Source organism: Silicimonas algicola (genome assembly GCF_003148765.1).
Taxonomy (GTDB): Bacteria; Pseudomonadota; Alphaproteobacteria; order Rhodobacterales; family Rhodobacteraceae; genus Silicimonas; species Silicimonas algicola.
In genome coordinates this window covers 126,224-147,869 of record NZ_QGGV01000007.1, presented here as the reverse complement: position 1 = coordinate 147,869, position 21,646 = coordinate 126,224, and the positions used below count along the sequence as shown (strand labels likewise).

The 21,646-nt window shown below is 67.5% G+C and carries 19 protein-coding genes; 8 read left to right on the top strand and 11 right to left on the bottom strand.

What is annotated here, in order from left to right; translation table 11 throughout:
- The first annotated feature begins 79 nt into the window (after window positions 1-79).
- Entirely contained in the window at window positions 80-1,489 is a 1,410-nt protein-coding gene (locus C8D95_RS15340) for a type IV pili methyl-accepting chemotaxis transducer N-terminal domain-containing protein (RefSeq protein ID WP_109760070.1), read from the top strand.
- Between the two features lie 49 nt (window positions 1,490-1,538).
- Here C8D95_RS15340 and C8D95_RS15335 read toward each other — a convergent pair whose 3' ends face one another.
- From C8D95_RS15335 to C8D95_RS15315, 5 genes are read right to left on the bottom strand one after another with little or no spacing between them, the layout of a single operon-like run.
- A complete protein-coding gene (locus C8D95_RS15335) occupies window positions 1,539-2,291 on the bottom strand; it encodes an ABC transporter permease (protein WP_109760069.1) in 753 nt (250 codons plus the stop codon).
- A gap of 4 nt (window positions 2,292-2,295) precedes the next feature.
- Complete coding sequence (locus tag C8D95_RS15330) at window positions 2,296-3,084, bottom strand: ABC transporter ATP-binding protein (RefSeq protein ID WP_109760068.1); 789 nt, start codon at window positions 3,082-3,084, stop codon at window positions 2,296-2,298.
- Window positions 3,071-3,940 (bottom strand): ABC transporter permease, encoded by an 870-nt coding sequence (locus tag C8D95_RS15325; RefSeq protein WP_206508455.1) that lies wholly within the window; start codon window positions 3,938-3,940, stop codon window positions 3,071-3,073. Before C8D95_RS15325 ends, C8D95_RS15330 begins: the two co-directional genes overlap by 14 nt.
- 58 nt (window positions 3,941-3,998) lie before the next feature.
- Window positions 3,999-4,970 carry an ABC transporter substrate-binding protein gene (locus C8D95_RS15320; RefSeq protein ID WP_206508457.1) on the bottom strand — a complete coding sequence of 324 codons (972 nt, stop codon included), beginning with the start codon at window positions 4,968-4,970 and terminating at the stop codon, window positions 3,999-4,001.
- Window positions 4,971-5,022: 52 nt separating this feature from the next.
- On the bottom strand, window positions 5,023-5,706 hold the full coding sequence (locus tag C8D95_RS15315; protein WP_109760133.1) for a FadR/GntR family transcriptional regulator: 684 nt from the start codon (window positions 5,704-5,706) through the stop codon (window positions 5,023-5,025).
- Window positions 5,707-5,878: 172 nt separating this feature from the next.
- On the opposite strand from C8D95_RS15315, the gene C8D95_RS15310 reads away from it, so the two are divergent.
- Both C8D95_RS15310 and C8D95_RS15305 read left to right on the top strand, forming a co-directional pair.
- Entirely contained in the window at window positions 5,879-6,565 is a 687-nt protein-coding gene (locus C8D95_RS15310) for a fumarylacetoacetate hydrolase family protein (RefSeq protein ID WP_109760067.1), read from the top strand.
- A gap of 159 nt (window positions 6,566-6,724) precedes the next feature.
- The gene (locus C8D95_RS15305) at window positions 6,725-8,947 is read left to right on the top strand and encodes an NADP-dependent isocitrate dehydrogenase (protein WP_109760066.1); all 2,223 of its coding nucleotides are present in this window, start codon (window positions 6,725-6,727) and stop codon (window positions 8,945-8,947) included.
- Between the two features lie 94 nt (window positions 8,948-9,041).
- On the opposite strand, the gene mmsB is transcribed toward C8D95_RS15305, so the two are convergent.
- The 5 genes from mmsB to C8D95_RS15280 form a co-directional block, all read right to left on the bottom strand.
- Window positions 9,042-9,920 (bottom strand): 3-hydroxyisobutyrate dehydrogenase, encoded by an 879-nt coding sequence (mmsB, locus tag C8D95_RS15300; protein ID WP_109760065.1) that lies wholly within the window; start codon window positions 9,918-9,920, stop codon window positions 9,042-9,044.
- Window positions 9,917-10,963, bottom strand: coding sequence for an enoyl-CoA hydratase/isomerase family protein (locus tag C8D95_RS15295; RefSeq protein WP_109760064.1), 1,047 nt, complete (start codon window positions 10,961-10,963; stop codon window positions 9,917-9,919). The genes mmsB and C8D95_RS15295 overlap by 4 nt, the downstream gene beginning before the upstream one ends.
- The gene (locus C8D95_RS15290) at window positions 10,960-12,105 is read right to left on the bottom strand and encodes an acyl-CoA dehydrogenase family protein (RefSeq protein WP_109760063.1); all 1,146 of its coding nucleotides are present in this window, start codon (window positions 12,103-12,105) and stop codon (window positions 10,960-10,962) included. The genes C8D95_RS15295 and C8D95_RS15290 overlap by 4 nt, the downstream gene beginning before the upstream one ends.
- 64 nt (window positions 12,106-12,169) lie before the next feature.
- Window positions 12,170-13,069 carry an SDR family NAD(P)-dependent oxidoreductase gene (locus tag C8D95_RS15285; RefSeq protein ID WP_346243139.1) on the bottom strand — a complete coding sequence of 300 codons (900 nt, stop codon included), beginning with the start codon at window positions 13,067-13,069 and terminating at the stop codon, window positions 12,170-12,172.
- 70 nt (window positions 13,070-13,139) lie between these two features.
- Window positions 13,140-14,024, bottom strand: a complete 885-nt coding sequence (locus C8D95_RS15280; protein WP_109760061.1) for an HpcH/HpaI aldolase/citrate lyase family protein — start codon at window positions 14,022-14,024, stop codon at window positions 13,140-13,142.
- Window positions 14,025-14,234: 210 nt separating this feature from the next.
- On the opposite strand from C8D95_RS15280, the gene C8D95_RS15275 reads away from it, so the two are divergent.
- Genes C8D95_RS15275 through neuC form a run of 5 tightly spaced genes read left to right on the top strand, consistent with a single transcriptional unit; the run spans window position 14,235 to window position 20,630 of the window.
- Entirely contained in the window at window positions 14,235-15,779 is a 1,545-nt protein-coding gene (locus C8D95_RS15275) for a carboxyl transferase domain-containing protein (protein WP_109760132.1), read from the top strand.
- 6 nt (window positions 15,780-15,785) lie between these two features.
- Window positions 15,786-16,289, top strand: coding sequence for an O-acetyl-ADP-ribose deacetylase (locus C8D95_RS15270; RefSeq protein WP_109760060.1), 504 nt, complete (start codon window positions 15,786-15,788; stop codon window positions 16,287-16,289).
- The gene (locus C8D95_RS15265; RefSeq protein WP_109760059.1) at window positions 16,279-18,219 is read left to right on the top strand and encodes an acetyl-CoA carboxylase biotin carboxylase subunit; all 1,941 of its coding nucleotides are present in this window, start codon (window positions 16,279-16,281) and stop codon (window positions 18,217-18,219) included. Before C8D95_RS15270 ends, C8D95_RS15265 begins: the two co-directional genes overlap by 11 nt.
- A gap of 48 nt (window positions 18,220-18,267) precedes the next feature.
- A complete protein-coding gene (locus C8D95_RS15260; protein WP_109760058.1) occupies window positions 18,268-19,464 on the top strand; it encodes an acetyl-CoA C-acyltransferase in 1,197 nt (398 codons plus the stop codon).
- The gene (neuC, locus tag C8D95_RS15255; RefSeq protein WP_109760057.1) at window positions 19,464-20,630 is read left to right on the top strand and encodes a UDP-N-acetylglucosamine 2-epimerase; all 1,167 of its coding nucleotides are present in this window, start codon (window positions 19,464-19,466) and stop codon (window positions 20,628-20,630) included. The genes C8D95_RS15260 and neuC overlap by 1 nt, the downstream gene beginning before the upstream one ends.
- A 58-nt stretch (window positions 20,631-20,688) precedes the next feature.
- On the opposite strand, the gene C8D95_RS15250 is transcribed toward neuC, so the two are convergent.
- Window positions 20,689-21,588 (bottom strand): NAD(P)-dependent oxidoreductase, encoded by a 900-nt coding sequence (locus tag C8D95_RS15250; RefSeq protein WP_109760056.1) that lies wholly within the window; start codon window positions 21,586-21,588, stop codon window positions 20,689-20,691.
- Between the last annotated feature and the right edge of the window lie 58 nt (window positions 21,589-21,646).

The following is a 21,646-nucleotide window of genomic DNA, read 5'->3' as shown; positions in this document are numbered from 1 at the left end:
GCAGACGCAAGCTTCCGGGCGCGGAAGACCAACCGACGCGCCCGGTCCACCTTCGAAAATCCACGAATAGGAACGCGACATGAAACAGCATTCGCCCAAAAGGACGCTCATCGCAGCAGCGGTCGCCAGCGTCGCAGCCTTGTCACTGGCCGCACCAGCCTTCGCCCAGGAATTCGACGGCTCGAAAGCCCGGGTCAATCTGGCGGGCAAGCTTCGGACCCTCACCCAGGCCGTCGCCTCGGCCAGCTGCCGTCTGGAAGCGGGGATCGAACCCGAAGCCGCACGGTCCGAGCTCGTCGAAGCCAAGAACGAGTTCAACGTCATCCTCGCCGGCCTCACCGACGGCTCCAGCGCGCTCGGCATCCCGAGTGCCGAAAAATTCGGCGTCGTCAAGAAATCCATCGGAGCCGTGCGCGACCTCTGGCAGCCGGTCGACAAGGCGGCGTCCGCCATGGTCACGGGCCAGGACAGCGGCGAAGGCGCCAAGCTGATCGCTTCGTCCAACGCCGACCTTCTTCAGGCAACGATGATCCTCGCCTCGGACATGACGGGAAAGTACTCGAACCCGAACGAGCTGACACAGGCCGACGCCATGGCGCTGAACATCGCCGGCCGCCAGCTCATGTTGGCGCACCAGATGTCCAAGGAAGTCTGTGGCATCATGGCCAACGCCGCGGACATGGGGACGGTCGAAGGGCTCGGTTCGACCCTCGACACCTACACCGTGTCGCTCAACGCACTGTCGAACGGCATGGTCGACGCGGGCATAAACCCGCCGCCGACCGAAGCGGTGGCCAAGGAGCTGGCTGCCGTCAACGCGACCTGGACGGAAACGCTCGGGGCGCTGAACGCGATCCGCGGCGGCTTCGCTCCGTCCTCCGAGAACGTGGCGAACCTCGCCGTCACCTCGGCCGACCTCACGACGCGGATGGACAACGTGGTGACGCTCTACATGCTGGCCACGCCGGGTCAGGAAGACGTCTACCGCGTGCCGCTTCGGGCCTACGCCGAAAGCCAGCTCAACCAGTGGCTCAGCAACCCAGAACTGATCGCCGCGATCAAGGCGCAGAATGCCGAGCACACGAACCTCACCCAGGCAGAGATCGACCAGCTCGACCTCGACTGGCGGGCGCAGCGCAAGGCCGAAGCGAAGCCGCTGATCGACGGGATCCTGTCACGTCCCGCCTCTGCGTGGCTTGCGCAGAAGCAGTCCGAGACCGCGCAGTTCGTCACCGAGGTCTTCGCGATGGACAACCGCGGCCTCAACGTCGCCCAGAGCACCGAGACATCGGACTACTGGCAGGGCGACGAGGCGAAGTGGCAGGACACCTTCGGCAACGGCTCGGGTGAAATCCACATCAGCGAAGTGGAGTTCGACGACAGCACGGGCTCCTACCAGAGCCAGGTGTCGATGCCGGTGAAGGATCCTGCGACGGGCGAGCTGATCGGCGCGATCACCTTCGGTGTGAACGTTCAGTCCCTGCTCTGATCAGGTCGGGAACGACGGAAAGGGCCCGCCTTGGCGGGCCCTTTTCGTTTCAGCGCTTGGCGGCGTAGTAGGCGACGCGGCGCTCGAGCATGGCGAGAAGCTCGGAGATCGAGAAGGCCAGCGCGAAGAGCACAAGCAGGACAGCCCAGAAGTGCGACATCAGGAAGTTGTTCGAATAGAGCTCGAACAGCGCCCCGAAGCCCACGATCGAGATCAGGAGCTGCCCGATGATGACGCCCTTGACCGCCCGGATGATGCCTATGCGCACGCCGCCCAGGATCTCGGGCAGCGCGGCCCAGAAGTAGATCTTGACGAAGGCGTCCCAGGGCGACGCTCCGAACGACCGAGCCATGTCGACCAGCGAGCGGTTGATCTGCATGACACCGACGCGGGCGTTCAGGATGATGATCCAGATCGCGAAGAGCGTCGTCGTGATGATGATGGACGTCATGCCGAAGCCGAAGAGCACCATCAGGACGGGGACCAGCGCGGTCAGTGGCACCGAGAGGAAGATGTTGACCCAAGGCAGCAGAAGCTCGTCGATCAGGCGGTTCTTGCCCATGAGGATCCCGGTGGGAATCCCGATGACGATCGAGAAGAAGACGCCGGCCAGGAAGGCGTAGGCGGTCTCCCAAAGCGCCTTCTGAAAGGCGGAGGTCTGGACCACCTCAAAAAGCGTCACGATGACTTCCGACAGGGGCGGCACGAAGAAGCTCACCTCCATCTGGCCTATCGCCTCCCACAGGAGGCCCCAGAGGATCAGCGACGACATCGCGGGCAGACGGTATCCGTAAAGGGTCATCGGCCTATTCCACGTAGCTTCTGAGCAGCGCCCAGATGCGATCCACGGTGTCGAGGTACTCGGGATCGCGGCGGATGTTGTCGACATCCTTCATCCGAAGCCCCGACGGGCGGATGATTTCGGACACGCGGCTCGGGCGGGGCAGGAGGAGTGCGATCTGGTCGGAGACGTAGACCGCCTCCTCGATCGAGTGGGTGACGAAGATGAAGGTCTTGTTCTCGTTCTGGACCAGCGACAGGAGGTCTTCCTGGAACTTGCGACGGGTCTGCTCGTCGACGGCCGAGAAGGGCTCGTCCATCAGAAGCACGTCGGCATTTACCGAAAGCGCGCGCGCAAGGCCGACGCGCTGGCGCATGCCCCCCGACAGCTCGTGGGGAAAGCTCTTCTCGAAGCCCTTGAGACCCACGTCGGCGATGTACTTCGCCGCGATCGCCTCACGCTCGGACTTGGCGACGCCGCGAAGCTCGAGACCGAACGCCACGTTCCGCATCACGCTGGCCCAGGGCAGAAGCGCGAAGTCCTGGAAGACGAAGGCGCGGTCCTCGCCGGGGCCCGTGACGGGCTTGCCGTTGACCTCGATGGTGCCCGAGTTCGGCTCCAGGAGACCCGCGATGATCTTCAGAAGCGTGGTCTTGCCGCAGCCCGAGGGCCCGAGCAGCGAGGTGAGCTGCCCGCGCGGAAACTCGATCGTCATGTCGCGCAGCGCCTCGGTCTCGCCGTAGGTCTTCGACACGCTCCGGGCCGAGACGGCGATGTCGGTCGTGGCCACGGGGGCCGGCTTAGTCTGAGGCATAGCCACGGGCGTTTCCTTCGAAGAGTGTGAGTTCGATCCGCTCGAGCAGGTTCAGGAACACGACCGCAAGTACGATGATCGAGAAGATGGCCGCATACATGCTCGCGTAGTCCGCGACCGAGCGGCTGTAGCTGATGATGTCGCCGACACCCGTCGGCGTGATCTTGAGTTCGGCGAGGATGGCGCCGATGAAGCCCGCCGAGACGCCGAGACGCAGGCCCGAGAAGATGACGGGCGAGGCGGCGGGCAGGATGATCTTGCCGATTACCTCGGCGCGGCTGGCAAGGAACGACTGGCCCATCTCGATGAAGCTCGATGGCGTGTTCCGCACCGCGCCTGCGGTGTTCAGGACGATGACGGGCATCGCCATGATGCAGACGACGAAGACCTTTGACGTCAGCCCGATGCCGTAGATCATCACCAGAAGCGGGATCAGGGCGGCGAGCGGCGCGGCCTGCATGACGATGAAGATCGGCGAAAAGAGCCAGTCGGCCCATTTTGCGAGGCCGATCCACATGCCGACCGCGACGCCGATGAACGTCGAGATGAGAATGCCCACGACAAGGGGCTTCAGCGTTTCGCCGTAGGCGACGAAGAGCGAGCCGTCGACGGTCATGGACCAGAGCGCCGCCATGGACTCGATGAAAGTCGGGAAGGCATAGCTGACCGGAATCCGGCCCGCGATTTCCCACGCGCCAAAGACCACGGCGGCAGAAACCAGCTTCAGGACCAGCGGCCGGTGCTTCACCAGGGCCGGGGTCAATCGGCCGAAGAAGTCGCGGCGGGCGGGTTTTGTGAGAGGCGGCCGTCCCTGACTTGCGGCGGTCGCCAATGTGCGTTGGCTTTGGTCGGTCATTGAGACTCTCGTTCAGGGGAAAGGGCGGCCCGGTCAGCCGGGCCGCCCCAAGGCTGGATTACTTCGCCTTGGCCGCCTCGAGCGGCGCCATGTACCAGAAGTCGTCGATGTTGAGCGACGCCGGGTCGCCTTCAAGCTGGCCGGCTTCGCTGTACCACTCCATGTCTGCCTGAGCGGCCTTCATGCCACCGCCTTCGGGGTCGTAGAGACCTCCTTTCACGGCCGCGGTATAGAAGTCGTCGAGGCTACCCAGGATCTCGGGCGGAAGCTGGCCGATCGGGCCGTCCGGGTTCGTCTCCTTCGAGATAATCGTCGGATCGGCGTTCATGTCGCGCCAGGTCGTGTAGAGCGCGTCGACGAAGATCTGTACGTCCTCTTCGTTGGCCTGGATCCAATCGAGATTCGCGAAGAGCGCCTCGTCGGATGCCTCGACCTCGAACATCTCCAGCACGTTGAACATGTCGGGGTGCTGTTCCATGATCTTGTTGGTGTTCGACAGATCGAGGATGGTCGCCTCGGCCTGTCCGGCGACCAGCGCCACGACGCGGTTCGACGATCCCGGAACATAGGAGCGTTCGCCGAACTTCATGCCGACCTTCTCCTCGATCACGTTGGCGATCGAGTCCGTGCCGCCCCCGCGCGAGTGCAGAAGGATAGGCTCGCCGTCCAGGTCGGCAAGCGTTTCGTACTTCTTCGAAGTCACCGGGAAGAACTTCAGCTTCGAGAGCTGGAAGATGATCCGCAGCGGCGCCTTCGACTTCTGCATCGCCGCGTAGGGCGTGCCGAAGCCGATGTCCATCTGGCCGGACAGAACGGCCTGGATCGCCAGCTCTTCGTCCGAGAAGGCGGTCCATTCGTAGTCGAGGCCATTGGCCTTCGCGCGCTCGAGCGCCACGAAGAAGGCGGCCATCTCGTCGGACGGCGTCTCGGCGAGCGCGATCCGTATCGTGTCGGCCTGGGCCATGCCCAGGGTCATCGCAAGCGCCACCGGCACGGCGACGGTCTTCTTCAGAAATCCTATAACGGTCATGTCTCCCCCCATTCAGGTTCGTTGTTGGGTCGTTCGGTCTTCGGGTTTCGGGTCAGTGGTCTCCGAACAGGCGTGCCGACACCGATCCGAGGTGCGCGCGCATGGCGGCATGTGCCTCGGTGGCATTGCGCGAGCGGATCGCCTGGACGATCCGGTCATGCTCGGCGAAACTGGTATGGCTCGGGGCAGGGCGGTCGGACGCGCGGACGACCGTGTCCCAGGCCACCGCGCGGCGGACCTGGTTCAACTGGTCGAAAAGCGCGAGCAGCAGCGCGTTCCCGGTGGATTCGGCGATGAGGCGGTGCAGGCTGACGTCCCACGCCTCGTAAACGTCCCAGCTTTCGGCTGCGACGGCCTTGTCGCGCGCTTCGGCGATCCGGGCGATCCCCGCATCCGAGGCGTTGATGGCAGCCTCGCGCGCGATGGCGGGCTCCAGGGCGATCCGGGCGCGCATCATGTGAAGCGGCGACACCTGGCGGGCAAGGTCGATCACGCTGGCGACGGGCGCACCCGATCCGATGGCCGACACGAAGGTGCCCTTGCCGACGTGACGCCAGATCGCGCCCTCGCGCTCGAGCGTTTCAAGCGCCTTGCGAAGCGTGTTCCGCGTCATGCCGAGACGGGTCACCAGCTCGCGCTCGGCCGGCAGCCGGTCGCCGGGGTGATAGCCGCCGTCGGTGATGAAAGCCCGCACCCGGTCCCGCGCCGCCCCCTCGGGGACGGTCGGCGGCGCCATGTCGGAAGCGTCCCAGTATTGGTTGACCAATTCTCTCATTTCGGGGATAGATTGCTCCAATCGCGGATACCGTGCAAGCAATTTGGTTGATCGGAGCGCGAAACGTCGGAATTGGTTGGGATTGATCTGCTATCGGTCAGTCCTGCTGCCACATGGAGGGAAAGGACAAACCATGAGCGACTACGCCATCGAGGCACCGAAACCCGTCACCATCCCGGTCGCGGGATCGGACAAGGTCTATCCGGTGCGCCGGGTCTACTGCATCGGCCGGAACTATGCCGCGCATACCGTCGAGATGGGGGGCGACCCGGACCGTGAAGCGCCGTTCTTCTTCCAGAAGAACCCGAACAACCTCGATGCCACGGGCCAGTTTCCCTATCCCGACAAGTCCTCCGACGTCCACCACGAGGCCGAGATCGCCGTAATGTTGAAGTCCGGCGGCACGAACATCCCTGTCGAGAAGGCGCTCGATCACGTCTACGGCTATGCCCTCGCTCTCGACATGACGCGGCGAGACCTTCAGGGCGAGCAGAAGAAGGCAGGCCGTCCGTGGGAGATCGGCAAGGCGTTCGAGCGGTCCGCGCCCGTGGGTCCGGTCCATCCGGCGTCCGAGATCGGGCACCCCGACCACGGCGCGATTTCGCTCACCGTCAACGGCGAGACGCGCCAGACCGGCGACCTCAACCAGATGATCTGGAAGGTGCCGGAAATGATCTCCTACCTCTCCGACTACTTCGAACTGGCCGCTGGCGACGTGATCCTGTCCGGCACGCCCTCGGGCGTGGGTGCCGTGCAGAAGGGCGATGTCATGGTCCTTTCGGCTGAGGGGCTGGGCGAGTTGACCGTCACGGTGGTCTGACGCGCCCGACCTTTCCGCGAAGCCGGGCCCTCGTGCCCGGCTTCGTCGTGCTCTGAGCCGGGGCGGCGTCAGTATGCCGCTGTATGCAAACGCCCCGTCGACCTTGCGCCGGAAACCGGATAAGGCAGCGCCAGACCGAATCCGAAGGGGCACGACGCCATGACCGAAGAGACCCATCCCGACATCATCTACACGAAGGTGGACGAAGCGCCCGAACTGGCCTCGGCGTCTTTCCTGCCGATCGTCCGCGCCTTCACGCAGGCAGCGGGCGTCACCATCGGCACCCGTGACATCTCGCTGGCCGGCCGCCTGATCGCCGCCTTCCCCGAGCGCCTGACCGAGGCGCAGCGCCAGACGGACGACCTCGCCGTCCTCGGCGAACTGGTCAAGAGCGCCGACGCCAACGTGATCAAGCTGCCCAACATTTCGGCCTCCGAACCCCAGCTCGTCGCCGCGCTGAAGGAACTCCAGTCGCAGGGATACGACCTGCCCGACTACCCCGAGGCTCCGCAGACGCCCGAGGAAAAGGCGATCCGCGCGAAGTACGACGCGGTCAAGGGCTCGGCGGTGAACCCGGTTTTGCGTGAAGGCAACTCGGACCGCCGCGCGGCCATCGCGGTCAAGAACTATGCCAAGGCCAACCCGCACCGGATGGGCAAGTGGTCGAAGGACAGCAAGACGAAGGTGTCCACCATGGGCGCCGACGACTTCCGCTCGAACGAGACATCCGTGACCGTCACCGCCGCCCAGGCCGGTCCCGCGAAGATCGAGATGACGGACGCCTCGGGCAAGGTCACCGTCCTGAAGGACGGCTACCAGCTTCCCACCGGAACCGTGGTCGACGCCACCTTCATGTCCGCGAAGGCGCTGCGCTCTTTCATCGAGCGCCAGATCGAGGAGACGAAGCAGGACGGCACGCTTTTTTCGCTGCACCTCAAGGCCACGATGATGAAGGTCTCGGACCCCATCCTCTTCGGCCACGCGGTTGCGGCCTATCTCGCGCCTGTCCTCGAAAAGCATGGCGCTGCGCTGAAAGAGGCGGGCTTCAACCCGAATTCCGGCTTGGGCGACCTTTTCGCACGGCTCGACGAGATGGAGAACGGCAAGGCGATCCGCGCCGAGATCGACGCGCTTCTCGCCGAACGTCCGCCGCTCTACATGGTGAACTCGGATCGTGGGATCACCAACCTGCACGTCCCCTCGGACGTGATCATCGACGCCTCGATCCCCGCGATGATCCGCGCGGGCGGCAAGGGTTGGGGACCTGACGGCAAGGAAGGCGACGCCAACTGCGTCATCCCCGATAGCAGCTACGCCGCCGTCTACGAGGAGGCCATCGACTACTTCAAGGAAACCGGCGCGCTCGACCCCTCCAAGGCAGGCACGGTCCAGAACGTGGGACTGATGGCGCAGAAGGCCGAGGAATACGGCTCTCACCCGACCACCTTCGAGATGTCGTCGGGCGGCACCGTCCGCGTCATCGCGGCGAACGGCGACGTGCTTCTGTCACACGAGGTCGAGGCGGGCGACATCTGGCGCTCGGCGTCGACGAAGGAGGCCCCGATCCGGGACTGGGTCAAGCTGGCTATCAGCCGCCAGAAGGCCGAGGGCTGCCAGGCGATCTTCTGGCTCGACAAGGACCGCGCGCACGACGCCGAGTTGATCGAATACGTGAAGCCGATGCTGGAGGACGCAGGCGTCGCCGACCGTTTCCAGATCCTCGCCCCGCGCGAGGCGACGCGCCTGTCGCTCGAGACGATCCGCAAGGGTGAGACCTCCATCGCCGTCACGGGCAACGTGCTGCGCGACTACCTGACCGACCTCTTCCCGATCCTCGAGCTTGGAACCTCGGCCAAGATGCTGTCGATCGTAAAGCTGATGAACGGCGGCGGTCTCTTCGAAACGGGCGCCGGCGGGTCGGCCCCGAAGCACGTCCAGCAGCTTGTCGAGGAGAACCACCTGAGATGGGATTCGCTCGGCGAATTCTGCGCGCTTGGCGAAAGCCTCAAGTTCCTGGGCGAGACCAAGGGCAACGACCGCGCGACCATCATGGGCAAGGCGGTGGACGCGGCGACGCAGGGCATCCTCGACGACGACCGCTCGCCCGGCCGAAAGGTCGGCGAGCCCGACAACCGCGACAGCCACTTCTGGTTCGCGCTGTACTGGGCCAAGGCGCTTGCGGCTCAGACCGAGGACGCCGACCTCGCGGCGCACTTCAAGCCGATCGCCGAGAAGCTGGAGGCGAACGCCGAGAAGATCACGTCCGAGATTGCGGCGGCACAGGGACGCGAGGCTGACCTCGGCGGCTACTACCACACCGACGGGACGAAGGCCGCGAAGGTCATGCGCCCGTCGGAGACTCTGAACGCCATCATCGGCTGACGGTTCGGGGCGCGCGCGGAGCGTACCGCGCGCGCCCCCGTCCTCTTCCGTCTCGAAACACTCCGTGGTCCGGGGCAGAGCCCCGGTCCGCGCCTCAGTCGTCCGACCGCCCGCGCGTCTCGAAACGAGGCAGCATGGCCGAGAAGTCGGTCCCGCGACCGCCTTCCGCCTCGACGAACCGACGATAAAGCTCCAGCGCTGCCCGACCCATGGGCGTGTCGGCGTCGACCGCCTCGGCCGCTTCCTGCGACAGGCCGAGGTCCTTCAGCATCAGCTCGGATGCGAAGCCCGGCTTGTAGCCGTTGTCGGCGGGCGACTTCGGTCCCACGCCCGGCGCGGGGCAATAGGCGTTCATCGTCCAGGAAGACCCCGACGAGGTCGAGACCACGTCGAACATCTTCTGGCGGTCGAGCCCCAGCTTGTCGGCCAGCGCGAAGGCCTCGCAGGTGGCGATCATCGTCACGCCGAGGATCATGTTGTTGCAGATCTTGGCCGACTGGCCCGCGCCAGCCTCGCCGCAGTGGACGGCCTTCTGGCCCATGATCTCGAAGAGCGGCAGCGCCTTGGCGAAGGCCTCCTCCGACCCGCCGGCCATGAAGGTCAGCGTCCCGGACGCAGCCCCGCCGATGCCGCCCGACACGGGCGCGTCGACGGCAAGAAGACCTGACGCCTCGGCCATCTGCGCCACCTCCCGCGCGCTCTCGACGTCGACCGTCGAGCAGTCGACGAAGGCTGCGCCCTTGTCCATTACGGGTACGATCTCGTCCGCGACGGCACGAAGGATCGCGCCGTTCGGCAACATGGTGACGACGACATCCGCACCACGCGCGGCGTCGGCGGCAGAGGCAGCCGCCGTTACGCCTTCGGGGCAGGGGGCGGCAAGGTCGAAGCCCGTCACCTCGTGGCCTGCCGCGACGAGGTTCGCCGCCATCGGCGCACCCATGTTGCCAAGGCCGATGAAACCGATCTTCATTGCGGGATCTCCTCGAAGTCCTGTGTCCTGTCGTCGAAAGGTCTCAGCATCGCGTCGACATCGGCTTCCTTCACGGCGTGGAGCGAGGCGTGCCGCCAGCGGGGCGACCTGTCCTTGTCGATGATCTGCGCGCGGATACCCTCGACGAAGTCCCCTTCCAGCAACGACCGCGCCGCTGCCCGGAATTCCAGCGCGATGGCCTGACGAACGGTCCCGAACGCGCGCGCGCGGCGGATCACGCGAAGGGACGTGTGCATCGCGAGTGGCGAGTTACGACCAAGCGCCTTGCGCGCGGCCTCGGCCACGGCGCCTTCTTCCGTCTCGAGGGCGGCCGCGATGGCGGGCACGTCGTCCGCCGAGAACGCGCGGTCGATCATCGCCTGGGCGGTCGCGAGTGGGCCGTCCATCGCCGTCGTTGCCTTGTCGGCCAGGCCATCGGTCGACCCCGTCTCGCACAGGTCCGACTTCAGCGTCGCCCACTGAGCCTGGGGGATGTGAAGGTCGGCGAAGCCCGCGCGAAGCGCGTCTGCCGCGCCCATCCTTGCGCCGGTGAGGCCCAGGAACTCTCCCATCCGGCCCGGTGCGCGGGACAGAAGGAAGCTGCCGCCCACGTCGGGGATGAGGCCGATGGTGCACTCCGGCATGGCGATCTGCGTCGTCTCTCCCGCGATGCGGTGGCTGGCGTGGCCGGCGAGGCCGACGCCGCCGCCCATGACGAAGCCCTGCATGAAGACGACGACGGGCTTGCGGTAGGTCGCGATCCGGTCGTTCAGCTCGTACTCGTGCCGCCAGAACTCCACCGTCTCGCGGCCCTTGTTGCCGGTGGCGTCAGCGTGGATGCGCGCCAGGTCGCCGCCGGCGCAGAAAGCGAGGCCGCCCTCGGCGTCGAGGATCACCAGCGCCACGCCGTCGTCGTCCGCCCAGCTGTCGAGCGCGTCGAGGATCGCGAGCGACATCTCGTAGGACAGCGCGTTCAGGGCCTCGGGCCGGGTCAGGGTGATGCGACCGGCGCGGCCCTGAGTTCGGATATGGACCTCGTTCACGCCCGGGCCTTCAGCATGTCGCGCGCCACGATCAGCCGCATGATCTCGTTCGTGCCCTCGAGAATCTGGTGGACCCGCAGGTCGCGGACGATCTTCTCGATGCCGTAGTCGGCGAGATAGCCATAGCCGCCGTGAAGCTGGAGGCAGTCGTTCGCCACCTCGAAGGCCCGGTCGGTGACGAACATCTTGGCCATGGCGCAGTGGCGGGTGGCATCCGGAGAGCCCGTGTCCAGCTTCCACGCCGCCTGGCGCAGCAACACGCGCGCGGCCTGCAGCTTGACCTCGGCCTCGGCCAGCCGGAACTGTAGCGCCTGAAAGCGGTCGAGCGTTTGCCCGAATGCCTTCCGCTCGCCCATGTAGGTGACGGTGCGGTCCAGCGCCTCCTGCGCCGCGCCGAGGGCGGTGGCGGCGATGTTCAGCCGCCCGCCGTCGAGGCCGGCCATCGCGTAGGCAAAGCCGCGCCCCTCGTCGCCGATGAGGTTCTCCGCCGGGACCTGCGCGGCGTCCAACTGCACCTGCCGCGTCGGCTGCGCGCGCCAGCCCATCTTGTCCTCGAGCTTGCCGAAGGACAGGCCGTCGGTCCCGTCCTCGATGACGATGGCCGAGATGCCGCGGGCACCGTCCTCGCCCGTCCGGGCCATGACGATATAGGCGTCCGAATAGCCTCCGCCCGAGATGAAGGCCTTGGTGCCGGTCAGCGACCAGCCCTCGTTCGTCTTCTCGGCCTTCGTGCGAAGCGCCGCGGCGTCCGAGCCGGATCCGGGCTCGGTCAGGCAATAGGAGAAGACCGTCTCCATCCGGCACATCCCCGGCAGCAGGCGCGCCTTCAATTCGTCCGAGCCGTAGCGGTCGATCATGCCGCCGCACATGTTGTGGATCGACAGGAAGGCCGCGACCGAAGGACAGGCCATCGCCAAAGCCTCGAAGACGAGCGTGGCGTCGAGGCGGGACAGGGCCGATCCGCCGTAATCGTCCGAGACGTAGATGCCGCCCAGTCCCAGCTCGGCCGCCTTCGTCCAGAGATCGCGCGGAATGTCGCCCGTCTTTTCCCAATCGAGGGCATGGGGGGCGATCTCGGCCCGCCCGAAGGCGTGCGCCATGTCGAAGATGGCGGTCTGTTCCTCGGTCAGCGCGAAATCCATGCGCGATCCTCCCCTGACCTCTTGAGACATGGCCGGGCAGGGCCCGTCAAGTGCAGCGGGCGCCTCAGGCGGGCTCCCACGAGAAGACCTCCGCCGAGGTGTCGAGGGGTGTGAAGGCGGTCTCGAATTGGGGAAACACTCGATCGAGGATGCTCTCGGTCGTCCAGCCGTCCGAGGAATGCGCTGTGCGCACCGGACGGTGCTGGCTGAAGAGATAAAGCTCGTCGGCGCGTGCGCCGAAGATCTGCCCCGTGACGGTCGATCCGGGCGCGAGGAGCGCAGCCACGAACGGCGCGATCCGGTCGGGGTCGAGGGCGCGCAGACGCTCGAGGCGCCCGATCTCTTCGGGCGTCCGCGCGGGAATCGAGTCGATCATGCGCGTGCCCGCGCAGGGGGCCACCGCGTTCGAGCGCACGCCGAAGCGCGCCATGTCGAGTGCAATGGACTTCGAGAGCCCCGCGATGCCGAGCTTGGCGGCGGAATAGTTCGCCTGGCCGAGGTTGCCGATCAGCCCGCTGGTCGACGTCATGTGGACGTAGCCGCCCGAGCCCTGCTCGCGGAAGTGGGGTGCTGCGGCGCGGGCGACGTTGAAGCTGCCTTTCAGGTGGACGGCGATGACGGCGTCGAAATCAGCCTCGGTCATCTTGTGGAACAGGACATCGCGCAGGATGCCCGCGTTGTTCACCACCGCGTCGATCCGCCCGAAGGTTTGGAGCGCTGCGCCGACCATCGCATGTGCGCCGTCCCAGTCGGCGACCGAATGGCCGTCCGCGATGGCCTGTCCGCCCGCCGCGCGGATCTCGTCGACCACCTGCGCCGCAGGGGAGGCGTCGCCGCCCTCGCCCGACAGCGAAGCGCCGAGGTCGTTGACCACCACTGCCGCACCCTGCCGCGCGAGTTCGAGCGCGATGCCTCGCCCGACGCCGCGACCCGCGCCCGTGACGAGGGCGACCTGTCCGTCCATCAGTCCCATGCGCGGACCTTTCGGCGCGACCTGCAAAGGTGCGTATTTCTCGCAAGATGAAGGGGAAGGGTCACGCTTCCAGTCCTGCCGAGGCCAGGAGACGCCGCGCGCGTTTCAGGTGCGGGATGTCGATCATCTGGCCGTCGATGCCCACTGTGCCAAGGCCCGGCGTCTCGGCGAAGGCCGCGACGATGCGGCGGGCCAGGGCGATATCTTCCTCGCTCGGCGCATAGGCGGCCTCGATCACGGCCACCTGCGCGGGATGGATCGCCATCTGGCCGGCGAACCCGTCGCGCCGCGCCGCGCGGGCCGACCGGCCCAAGCCCTCTGCATCGCGAAAGTCGGTATAGACGGTGTCGATGGCGGGCACGCCCGCGTTCGCGGCGGCAAAGAGCGTGAGCGCGCGGGCGGTGGCGTAGGGGCCGGTCCAGTCGCCGTCGGCGCGCGTGGCGGTTGCGCCGAGAACGGCGCTCAGGTCCTCCGCGCCCCAGGTGAGCGCGGCGAGGCGAGGATGCGCGGGCGCATAGGACGCCAGCGCGAAGAGGGCGGCGGGGGTCTCGGTGACGATGGGGAGAATGCGCGTCGATCCGGCCTCGATCGCTGACTTGCGTTCAAGTCCGTCGAGCATCGCGGACAGCCTTGCGATATCTTCGCCGCCGGACGCCTTCGGCAGCATGATCCCGGTCAGTCCGGCGCGAACGGCGGCGGCAAGGTCGTCCTGGGCGAGGCCGCTGTCCAGCGGGTTGATCCGGACCCAGATTGACGGACCGTCGGCGCTGGAGGTCGCTTCGATCAACTCCGGCAGTCCAGCCCGGGCCTCCGCTTTGCGGTCGGGTCCTACGCTGTCTTCAAGGTCGAGGATGAGGCCTGCCGCACCCGAGGTTCGGGCCTTGGCGGCCTTCGCGGGGCTGTCCCCGGGCACGAAGAGAAGTGACGTCAGGCGCGGGGTGTCCATGCCTGCATGGAACCCCATCCGCGCGGCGAAGGCTAGAGGGCGGACGGGACGCCTTGCTTCCGCGGGCGCGACCGTTCATTCATTTCCCATGAGTGTGCCTTTCCCCGACAGCAAGACGCTGGACCGCCATGGCGAGGGCAGGGTCGCTTCGTGAGGATCGCAAGTCACATCAGTCCGCGCTCCGAGACCTTCGCCGAGAACGAGGCCGCGATGCGCGCGCACCTGGCCGAGGCGGAGGCGGCGGCCGAGGTGGCGCTGGCCGGGGGCGGTCAGAGGGCGCGTGAGCGGCACTTGTCTCGGGGCAAGATGCTGCCCCGCGACCGGGTGCAGAACCTTCTCGATCCCGGCTCGCCGTTCCTCGAGATCGGGCTTCTGGCGGCGCATGGTCTTTATGGCGGCGAGATCGCGGCGGCGGGCGCTATTGCGGGCGTGGGCCGGGTTTCGGGGCGCGACGTGATGGTCCTTGCCAACGACGCGACCGTGAAGGGCGGCACCTACTATCCGCTGACGGTCAAGAAGCACCTCCGCGCGCAGGAGATCGCGGCCGAGAACCGGCTGCCCTGCATCTACCTCGTCGACTCGGGCGGCGCGAACCTGCCGAACCAGGACGAGGTCTTCCCCGACCGCGATCACTTCGGGCGCATCTTCTTCAACCAGGCGCGCATGAGTGCCGAGGGCATTCCCCAAATCGCTGTCGTGATGGGCTCCTGCACCGCCGGTGGGGCCTATGTGCCGGCGATGAGCGACGAGACGGTGATCGTGCGGAACCAGGGCACGATCTTCCTTGCCGGACCGCCTCTCGTGAAGGCGGCGACGGGCGAGGAGGTGACGTCCGAAGATCTGGGTGGCGGCGAGATGCACACCCGTCTGTCCGGTGTGGCCGACCATCTGGCCGAGGACGACGCCGATGCGCTTCGGATCGCGCGGCGGATCGTGGCGAACCTCGGCCTGGAGACGGCGGCGGCGATCCGGCGCGAGACGCCCGAGGACCCGGCCTATGACCCGGCCGAGATCATGGGCCTTGTCTCGGCCGATCCGCGCGTGCCCTACGACATCCGCGAGGTGATCGCGCGCATCGTCGACGGCAGTCGGTTCGACGAGTTCAAGACGCGCTTCGGCGAGACGCTGGTGACGGGGTTCGCCCACCTTCACGGCATCCCTGTGGGGATCGTGGCGAACAACGGCGTCCTCTTCTCGGACAGCGCGCAGAAGGGGGCGCACTTCATCGAACTGTGCAGCCAGAGGAAGGTGCCGCTGGTCTTTCTTCAGAACATCACCGGCTTCATGGTGGGCCGTCAGGCCGAAGAGGGCGGCATCGCACGTCACGGGGCGAAGATGGTGACGGCGGTTTCCACCACCGCCGTGCCCAAGGTGACGATGATCGTCGGCGCGTCTTACGGCGCGGGCAACTATGGCATGGCGGGGCGCGCCTTCGGACCGCACTTCCTCTGGTCCTGGCCGAACAGCCGTATCGCCGTCATGGGGGGCGAGCAGGCGGCGCGGACGCTGGCCATCGTCAGGCGGCGGGCGATGGAGGCGCGGGGCGAAAGCTGGTCCGATGCCGAAGAGGCGGCCTTCCGCGCACCGACCGAAGAGATGTTCCGCTCCCAAAGCCATCCGCTTTACGCTTCGGCCCGACTCTGGGACGACGGCATCGTCGATCCCAGGAAAAGCCGCGAGGTTCTGGCGCTGTCGCTGTCGGCCACGCTCAACGCGCCGATCGGGGACACCCGCTTCGGCCTCTTCAGGATGTGAGGCGCCATGCCGGTTACGGTCTTCACGGGAGACATCACGACGATGAAGGTCGATGCCATCGTCAACGCGGCGAATCCGTCGCTTCTGGGCGGAGGCGGCGTCGACGGCGCGATCCACCGGGCGGCCGGACCGGGGCTTCTCGCGGAGTGCCGGACGCTCGGCGGCTGCGAGACGGGGCAGGCCAAGCTGACGTCCGGATATGACCTTCCGGCGAAGTATGTGATCCATGCCGTGGGACCGGTCTGGAGAGGGGGCGACGCCGATGAGGAGGAGCTTCTCGCCTCGTGCTATCGCGTCTCGCTGATGCTGGCCGAAGCGGCCGACTGCGAGTCCATCGCCTTCCCGGCGATCTCGACCGGCGTCTACGGCTTCCCCGTCGGGCTGGCCGCGAAGATCGCGGTCGAAGAGGTCGCGGGATCGCCTCTCGACGTGCGGCTGGTGGCCTTCGGTCCCGAGGCCGAAGCGGCGCTGAAGGCGGCGATGCGCGAGGAAGGGCTCGATGCCGATTAGGAAGCTCCTGATCGCGAACCGGGGCGAGATCGCCTGCCGCGTGATCCGCACCTGTCGTGAGTTGGGGATTGCGACGGTGGCCGTGCATTCGGACGCCGATGCAGGCGCGCTGCATGTCCGGATGGCGGACGAGGCGGTGCGGATCGGTCCCGCGCCTGTCGCCGAGAGTTATCTCCGCGCCGAGGCCATCCTCGAGGCCGCGCGCGCCACGGGGGCCGATGCGATCCATCCCGGCTATGGTTTCCTGTCGGAGAACCCGGCCTTCGTCGAGGCTGTCGACGCGGCGGGGTTGACCTTCGTCGGTCCTCCCGCCTCGGCGATCCGCGCCATGGGACTGAAGGACAAGGCCAAGGCGCTGATGGAGGACGCCGGCGTGCCGGTCGTGCCCGGTTATCACGGCGAGATGCAGGACGCCGCCTATCTTGCCGGAAAGGCGTCCGAAATCGGCTACCCCGTGCTCATAAAGGCGCGCGCGGGCGGCGGCGGGAAGGGGATGCGGCTGGTCGAGCGTGACGGCGACTTCGCCGAGGCTCTGGAAGGCGCCCGGCGTGAGGCTCAGGCGAGCTTTGGCGACCCTGCCTGCCTCGTCGAGAAATACATCCAGACCCCGCGTCACATCGAAGTGCAGGTCTTCGGCGATGCACACGGCAACGTCGTTCACCTCTTCGAGCGCGACTGCTCGCTTCAGCGCCGGCACCAGAAGGTGATCGAGGAGGCGCCTGCACCCGGCATGACGCGAGAGTTGCGCCAGCGGATGGGGGACGCCGCCGTCGCCGCCGCCCGCGCCGTGGGCTATGTCGGCGCGGGCACGGTCGAGTTCATCGTCGATGGCGCGCGCTTTCCCGACCCCGACGCCTTCTGGTTCATGGAGATGAACACCCGCCTTCAGGTCGAGCATCCGGTGACCGAGGCGGTGACGGGGCTCGACCTGGTGGCGCTCCAGATCGCGGTGGCGGAGGGGCAGGCGCTGCCCTTTTCGCAAGGCGACTTGCGGCTGACGGGACATGCGGTGGAGGCGCGGCTCTATGCAGAGGATGCTTCGGCGGGCTTCCTTCCCGCGACGGGCCGTCTCGATGTGCTGCGCTTCGGCGGGGGCGTCCGGGTCGACACCGGCGTGGAGGAGGGCGACGCGGTGACGCCCTTCTACGATCCGATGATCGCCAAGCTGATCGCGCATGGTCCCGACCGGGCCAGTGCGGTGCGGTCGCTTGTCCGCGCGCTGGACGAGACGCTTGTTGCGGGGTCGGTGACGAACCGGGGTTTCCTGTCGCGGCTTCTGTCGGACGAGGACGTGGCGGCGGGACGGGTCGACACCGGACTGATCGCGCGAAAGGGCGAGACGCTGACGGCAGAGCCCGAGGCGGAGGCGCTGGATTTCGCCTTGGCGGCGCTGGCCGTTCTGACTTCGGGCGACCATGCCTTCCGCGACTTCCGCCTCTTCGGTCCGGCGCGGCAGTCGGTGGCCTTCGAGACAGGCGGCGTCACGGTCGAGACGGACGGCGCGCGGCGGTCGGTCGAGACACCGTTCGGGTCGGTCGCCTTCGAGTGCGTGACGCGGGAGGGCGAGCGCCTTGCCTTCGTCTCGGGTGGCGTCTCCGGGGTGGCAGGAGCGGTGATGACGCGAAGCGGCGTCCTCGTCCGCCGCGACGCCGGGCAGCATCATTTCGCCTTCGCCACGGACAAGGCCGGTGCGGGGGCGGCGACGGCCGACACCGTCCTCGCGCCGATGCCGGGGCTTGTCACTCAGGTCCGCGCCGAGGCCGGGCAGGAGGTGGCCGAGGGCGACACGCTGGCCATCCTCGAGGCGATGAAGATGGAGCATAGGCTCACCGCGCCGCGCGCGGGGCGGGTGGCCGAGGTGACGGTGGCAAAGGGCGCGCAGGTGGCGCAGGGCGACCTTCTGGTGCGGCTCGACCCGGCCGAGGATTGACCCCGGCCCGCGAGCGGGCAGAGTGTCGGCGAGACAGCGGAGGAACCCATGTCCGATCCCATCTACATCTGCGGCGCGGCGCGCACCCCCTTGGGCGCTTTTCAGGGCGCTTTCTCGGGCGTGCCTGCGACTGAACTGGGCGCCCGCGCCATCGCGGCGGCACTGGCGGATGCGGGTCTCGCCCCGGACGACGTGGGCGAGGTCCTCATGGGCAACGTCCTGTCTGCCGGTCTGGGACAGGCACCCGCCCGGCAGGCGGCACTTGGCGCTGGGCTGCCGGCGTCGGTGCCCTGCACGACCGTCGCCAAGGTCTGCGGCTCGGGCATGAAGACGGTGATGCAGGGCCACGACGCGATCCGCGCGGGCTCGGTCGGCTTGGTCGTGGCAGGCGGGATGGAGAGCATGACGGGTGCGCCCTACCTGCTGCCGACGGGCCGGAGCGGGGCGCGGATCGGGCATGTGGGGCTGATGGACCACATGATGCTCGACGGGCTCGAGGACGCCTATGACATCGCCCCTAACGGCACCCGCCGCAGCATGGGCTCCTTCGGCGAGGACTGCGCCGAGAAGTACCAGTTCACCCGCGGCGACCAGGACGCCTATGCCATCGAGAGCGTGACGCGGGCCAAGCGTGCGTCTGAAGACGGGTCGTTCGACTGGGAGATCGCGCCGGTCACGGTCAAGGGGCGCAAGGGAGACACGGTCGTGTCGCGTGACGAGGGGCCGGACCGCATCGATCCCGCGAAGATCCCGTCGCTGAGACCCGCCTTCCGCAAGGACGGCACCATCACGGCGGCGTCCTCGTCCTCGATCAACGACGGGGCTGCGGCGCTGGTGCTGGCGTCAGCGTCGGAGGCGGAGCGACTAGGATTGGAGCCGATAGCGCGGATCGTCGGCCATGCGGCCTATGCGGGCGAGCCTGGATGGTTCACGACCGCCCCTGTCTACGCCAAGCAGCGGCTGTTCGAGACGACCGGCTGGTCGACCGACGACGTGGACCTCTTCGAGATCAACGAGGCCTTCGCCTGCGTGCCTATGGCGTCGATGCGCGAGCTTGGCATCGAGCACGAGCGGCTGAACGTCAACGGCGGCGCGGTGGCGCTCGGCCACCCCATCGGGGCTTCGGGTGCGCGGATCCTCGTGACGCTTCTCGGCGCGATGCGGGCGCGGAACGCAAGGCGCGGCGTGGCCTCGATCTGCATCGGCGGCGGCGAGGCGACGGCCATCGCGCTGGAACGGGTCTGATGGCGCGGCGGATCGGCGTCTTCACCGGCAGCCGGTCGGAATACGGGCTGTTGCTGCCGGTCCTGCGGGCCATCGACGCGCATTCTGCGCTGGAGCTCGTGCTGATCGAGGGCATGGGCCGCGACCCCGCCGACGCGCCCGAGTTCAGGGCTGCGGCGACAGTGCCTGTGAAGCGCGACGATGAGAGCGCAGCGTCGACCCCTCGCGCCATCGGGCGGGCGGTCCTGGGCGTGACGGATGCTCTGGAGCGGCTGAGGCCGGACGCCCTGGTGATCTACGGTGACCGCTTCGAAGCCTTCGCGGCGATGATCGCGGCGACCCAGATGAGGGTGCCGACGGCGCATATCGAGGGGGGCGACCTGACGCAGGGCGGGACGCTCGACGACGTGGTGCGCCACGCGATGACGAAGCTCGCGCATATCCACTTCACGACGAACGCCGAGGCCGCGGGGCGGGTGCGGATGATGGGCGAGGAGCCCTGGCGCATCCACGACGTGGGGTTCCCGCCGATCGACCTGATCCGGACGGGGGACTTCGCGCCGCCCGGGCGGGTCGTGGAGGAGCTGGGACTGGACGAGGCGAGGCCGCTGGTCCTGTTCACGCTTCACCCGATCAGCACCTCGCCGGACAAGGCGGGGGAGGAGATTGCGGCCTGTCTCGACGCGCTTGAACGGGCGCGGACGGACCTCGGGGCGCAGCTTGTCCTGACCCATCCGAACGGCGATCTCGGCTCGGCGGCCATCGTCGCGGCGCTGGAGGGGGTCGCGGGGCGGGACGGCGTCACCCTGCGGCGAAGCCTCGGGCGATGGCTCTATCACGGCGTACTGAACTGGTGCGGGCGCGTCGGGCGCGGTGTCTGCGTCGGCAATTCGTCGTCCGGTCTGAAGGAGACGCCCGCCTTCGCCTGTCCCGCCGTCGACATCGGCCCGAGGCAGGACGGGCGGCTCAGGGGCGAGAACGTGCTGCACGTGCCCTGCGAGGCCGATGCGATCTTCGGCGCGATCCGGACTTCGCTGACGGATGAGGCCTTCCGTGCGCGCGTGGCGGCGGCGGAGAACCCTTATGGCAAGGGGGATGCCGGGCCGTCCATCGCGCGGGTGCTGGCCGGATTGGATCTGGGCGATCCGGGATTGGTGGCCAAGCGGACGGTCTTTCCGGAAAGGTGAGAGTGGGGGCTCTGCCCCCACACCCCGGGATACTTGTGGACCAGTGAAAGCCGAAAGGTCAGTCGAACTTCGGCAGCCCGTTCACCCGTGCGATGAAGTCGGCCAGCATCGGGACGTAGCGGTCCGCTTCTCCGGCGGCGTCCATCGCGGCGAAGGCGTTCTTCACCGCCGACTGCATCGGGTTCACCGCGCCGACCGAGACGGCGAGGTTGGCGAGATAGGCCATGTCTTTGTGCGCGTTGGAGATCGAGAAGCGGTGCGCGTTCTCGTCCTGCTCGAGCGTCCATTTCATGAAGGTCTCGTAGAAGCCGTTCGACAGGCGGCCGGGGCGGATGACGCTGTCGACCTGCTGCGCCGTCAGACCCGACTTGCGCGCGATGGCCAGCGCCTCGGCGTAGAGGGCGGCATAGCCCATGCCGATGAAGTTGTTGATGAGCTTCATCTTGTGGCCGAGGCCCGTCGGTCCGAGGTGGACGATGACGCCGGCCCAGGTCTCGATCACGGGCCTGATGCGGTCGAAGACCTCCGGATCGGCGCCGACCATGGCGTCGAGCGTCCCGGCCCAGGCTTCCTTGGGCGTGCGCGAGAGCGGCGCGTCGGCGAAGTGGCCCCCGGCGGCCTTCGTCTCCTCGGCGAGGGTCAGGGTCGAGACCGGGTCGGAAGTCGAGCAGTCGACGATGACAGCGCCGGGTCGGAGGGCAGAGAGGAGGCCGGTGTCGCCGCGAAGCGTCGCCTCGACCTGGGGGCTGCCGGTGACGCAGAGAAAGACGATGTCGCAGGCCTCGGCCATCTCGCGCGGTGTCGAAACCTCGACGGCGCCCCGACCGATCAGGTCGTCGACCGCCTCGCGCTTGCGGTGCGCCATGACGCGAAGGGGATAGCCCTTCTCGACGATGTTCTTCGCCATGCCGTGACCCATGAGGCCAAGTCCGATGAAGCCGATGGTGGGGTCTGTCATGCCGCTGCCTCCCTGTAGAGGAGGACATTGTTCACGGAACGGCGCGGGGCATCAAGCG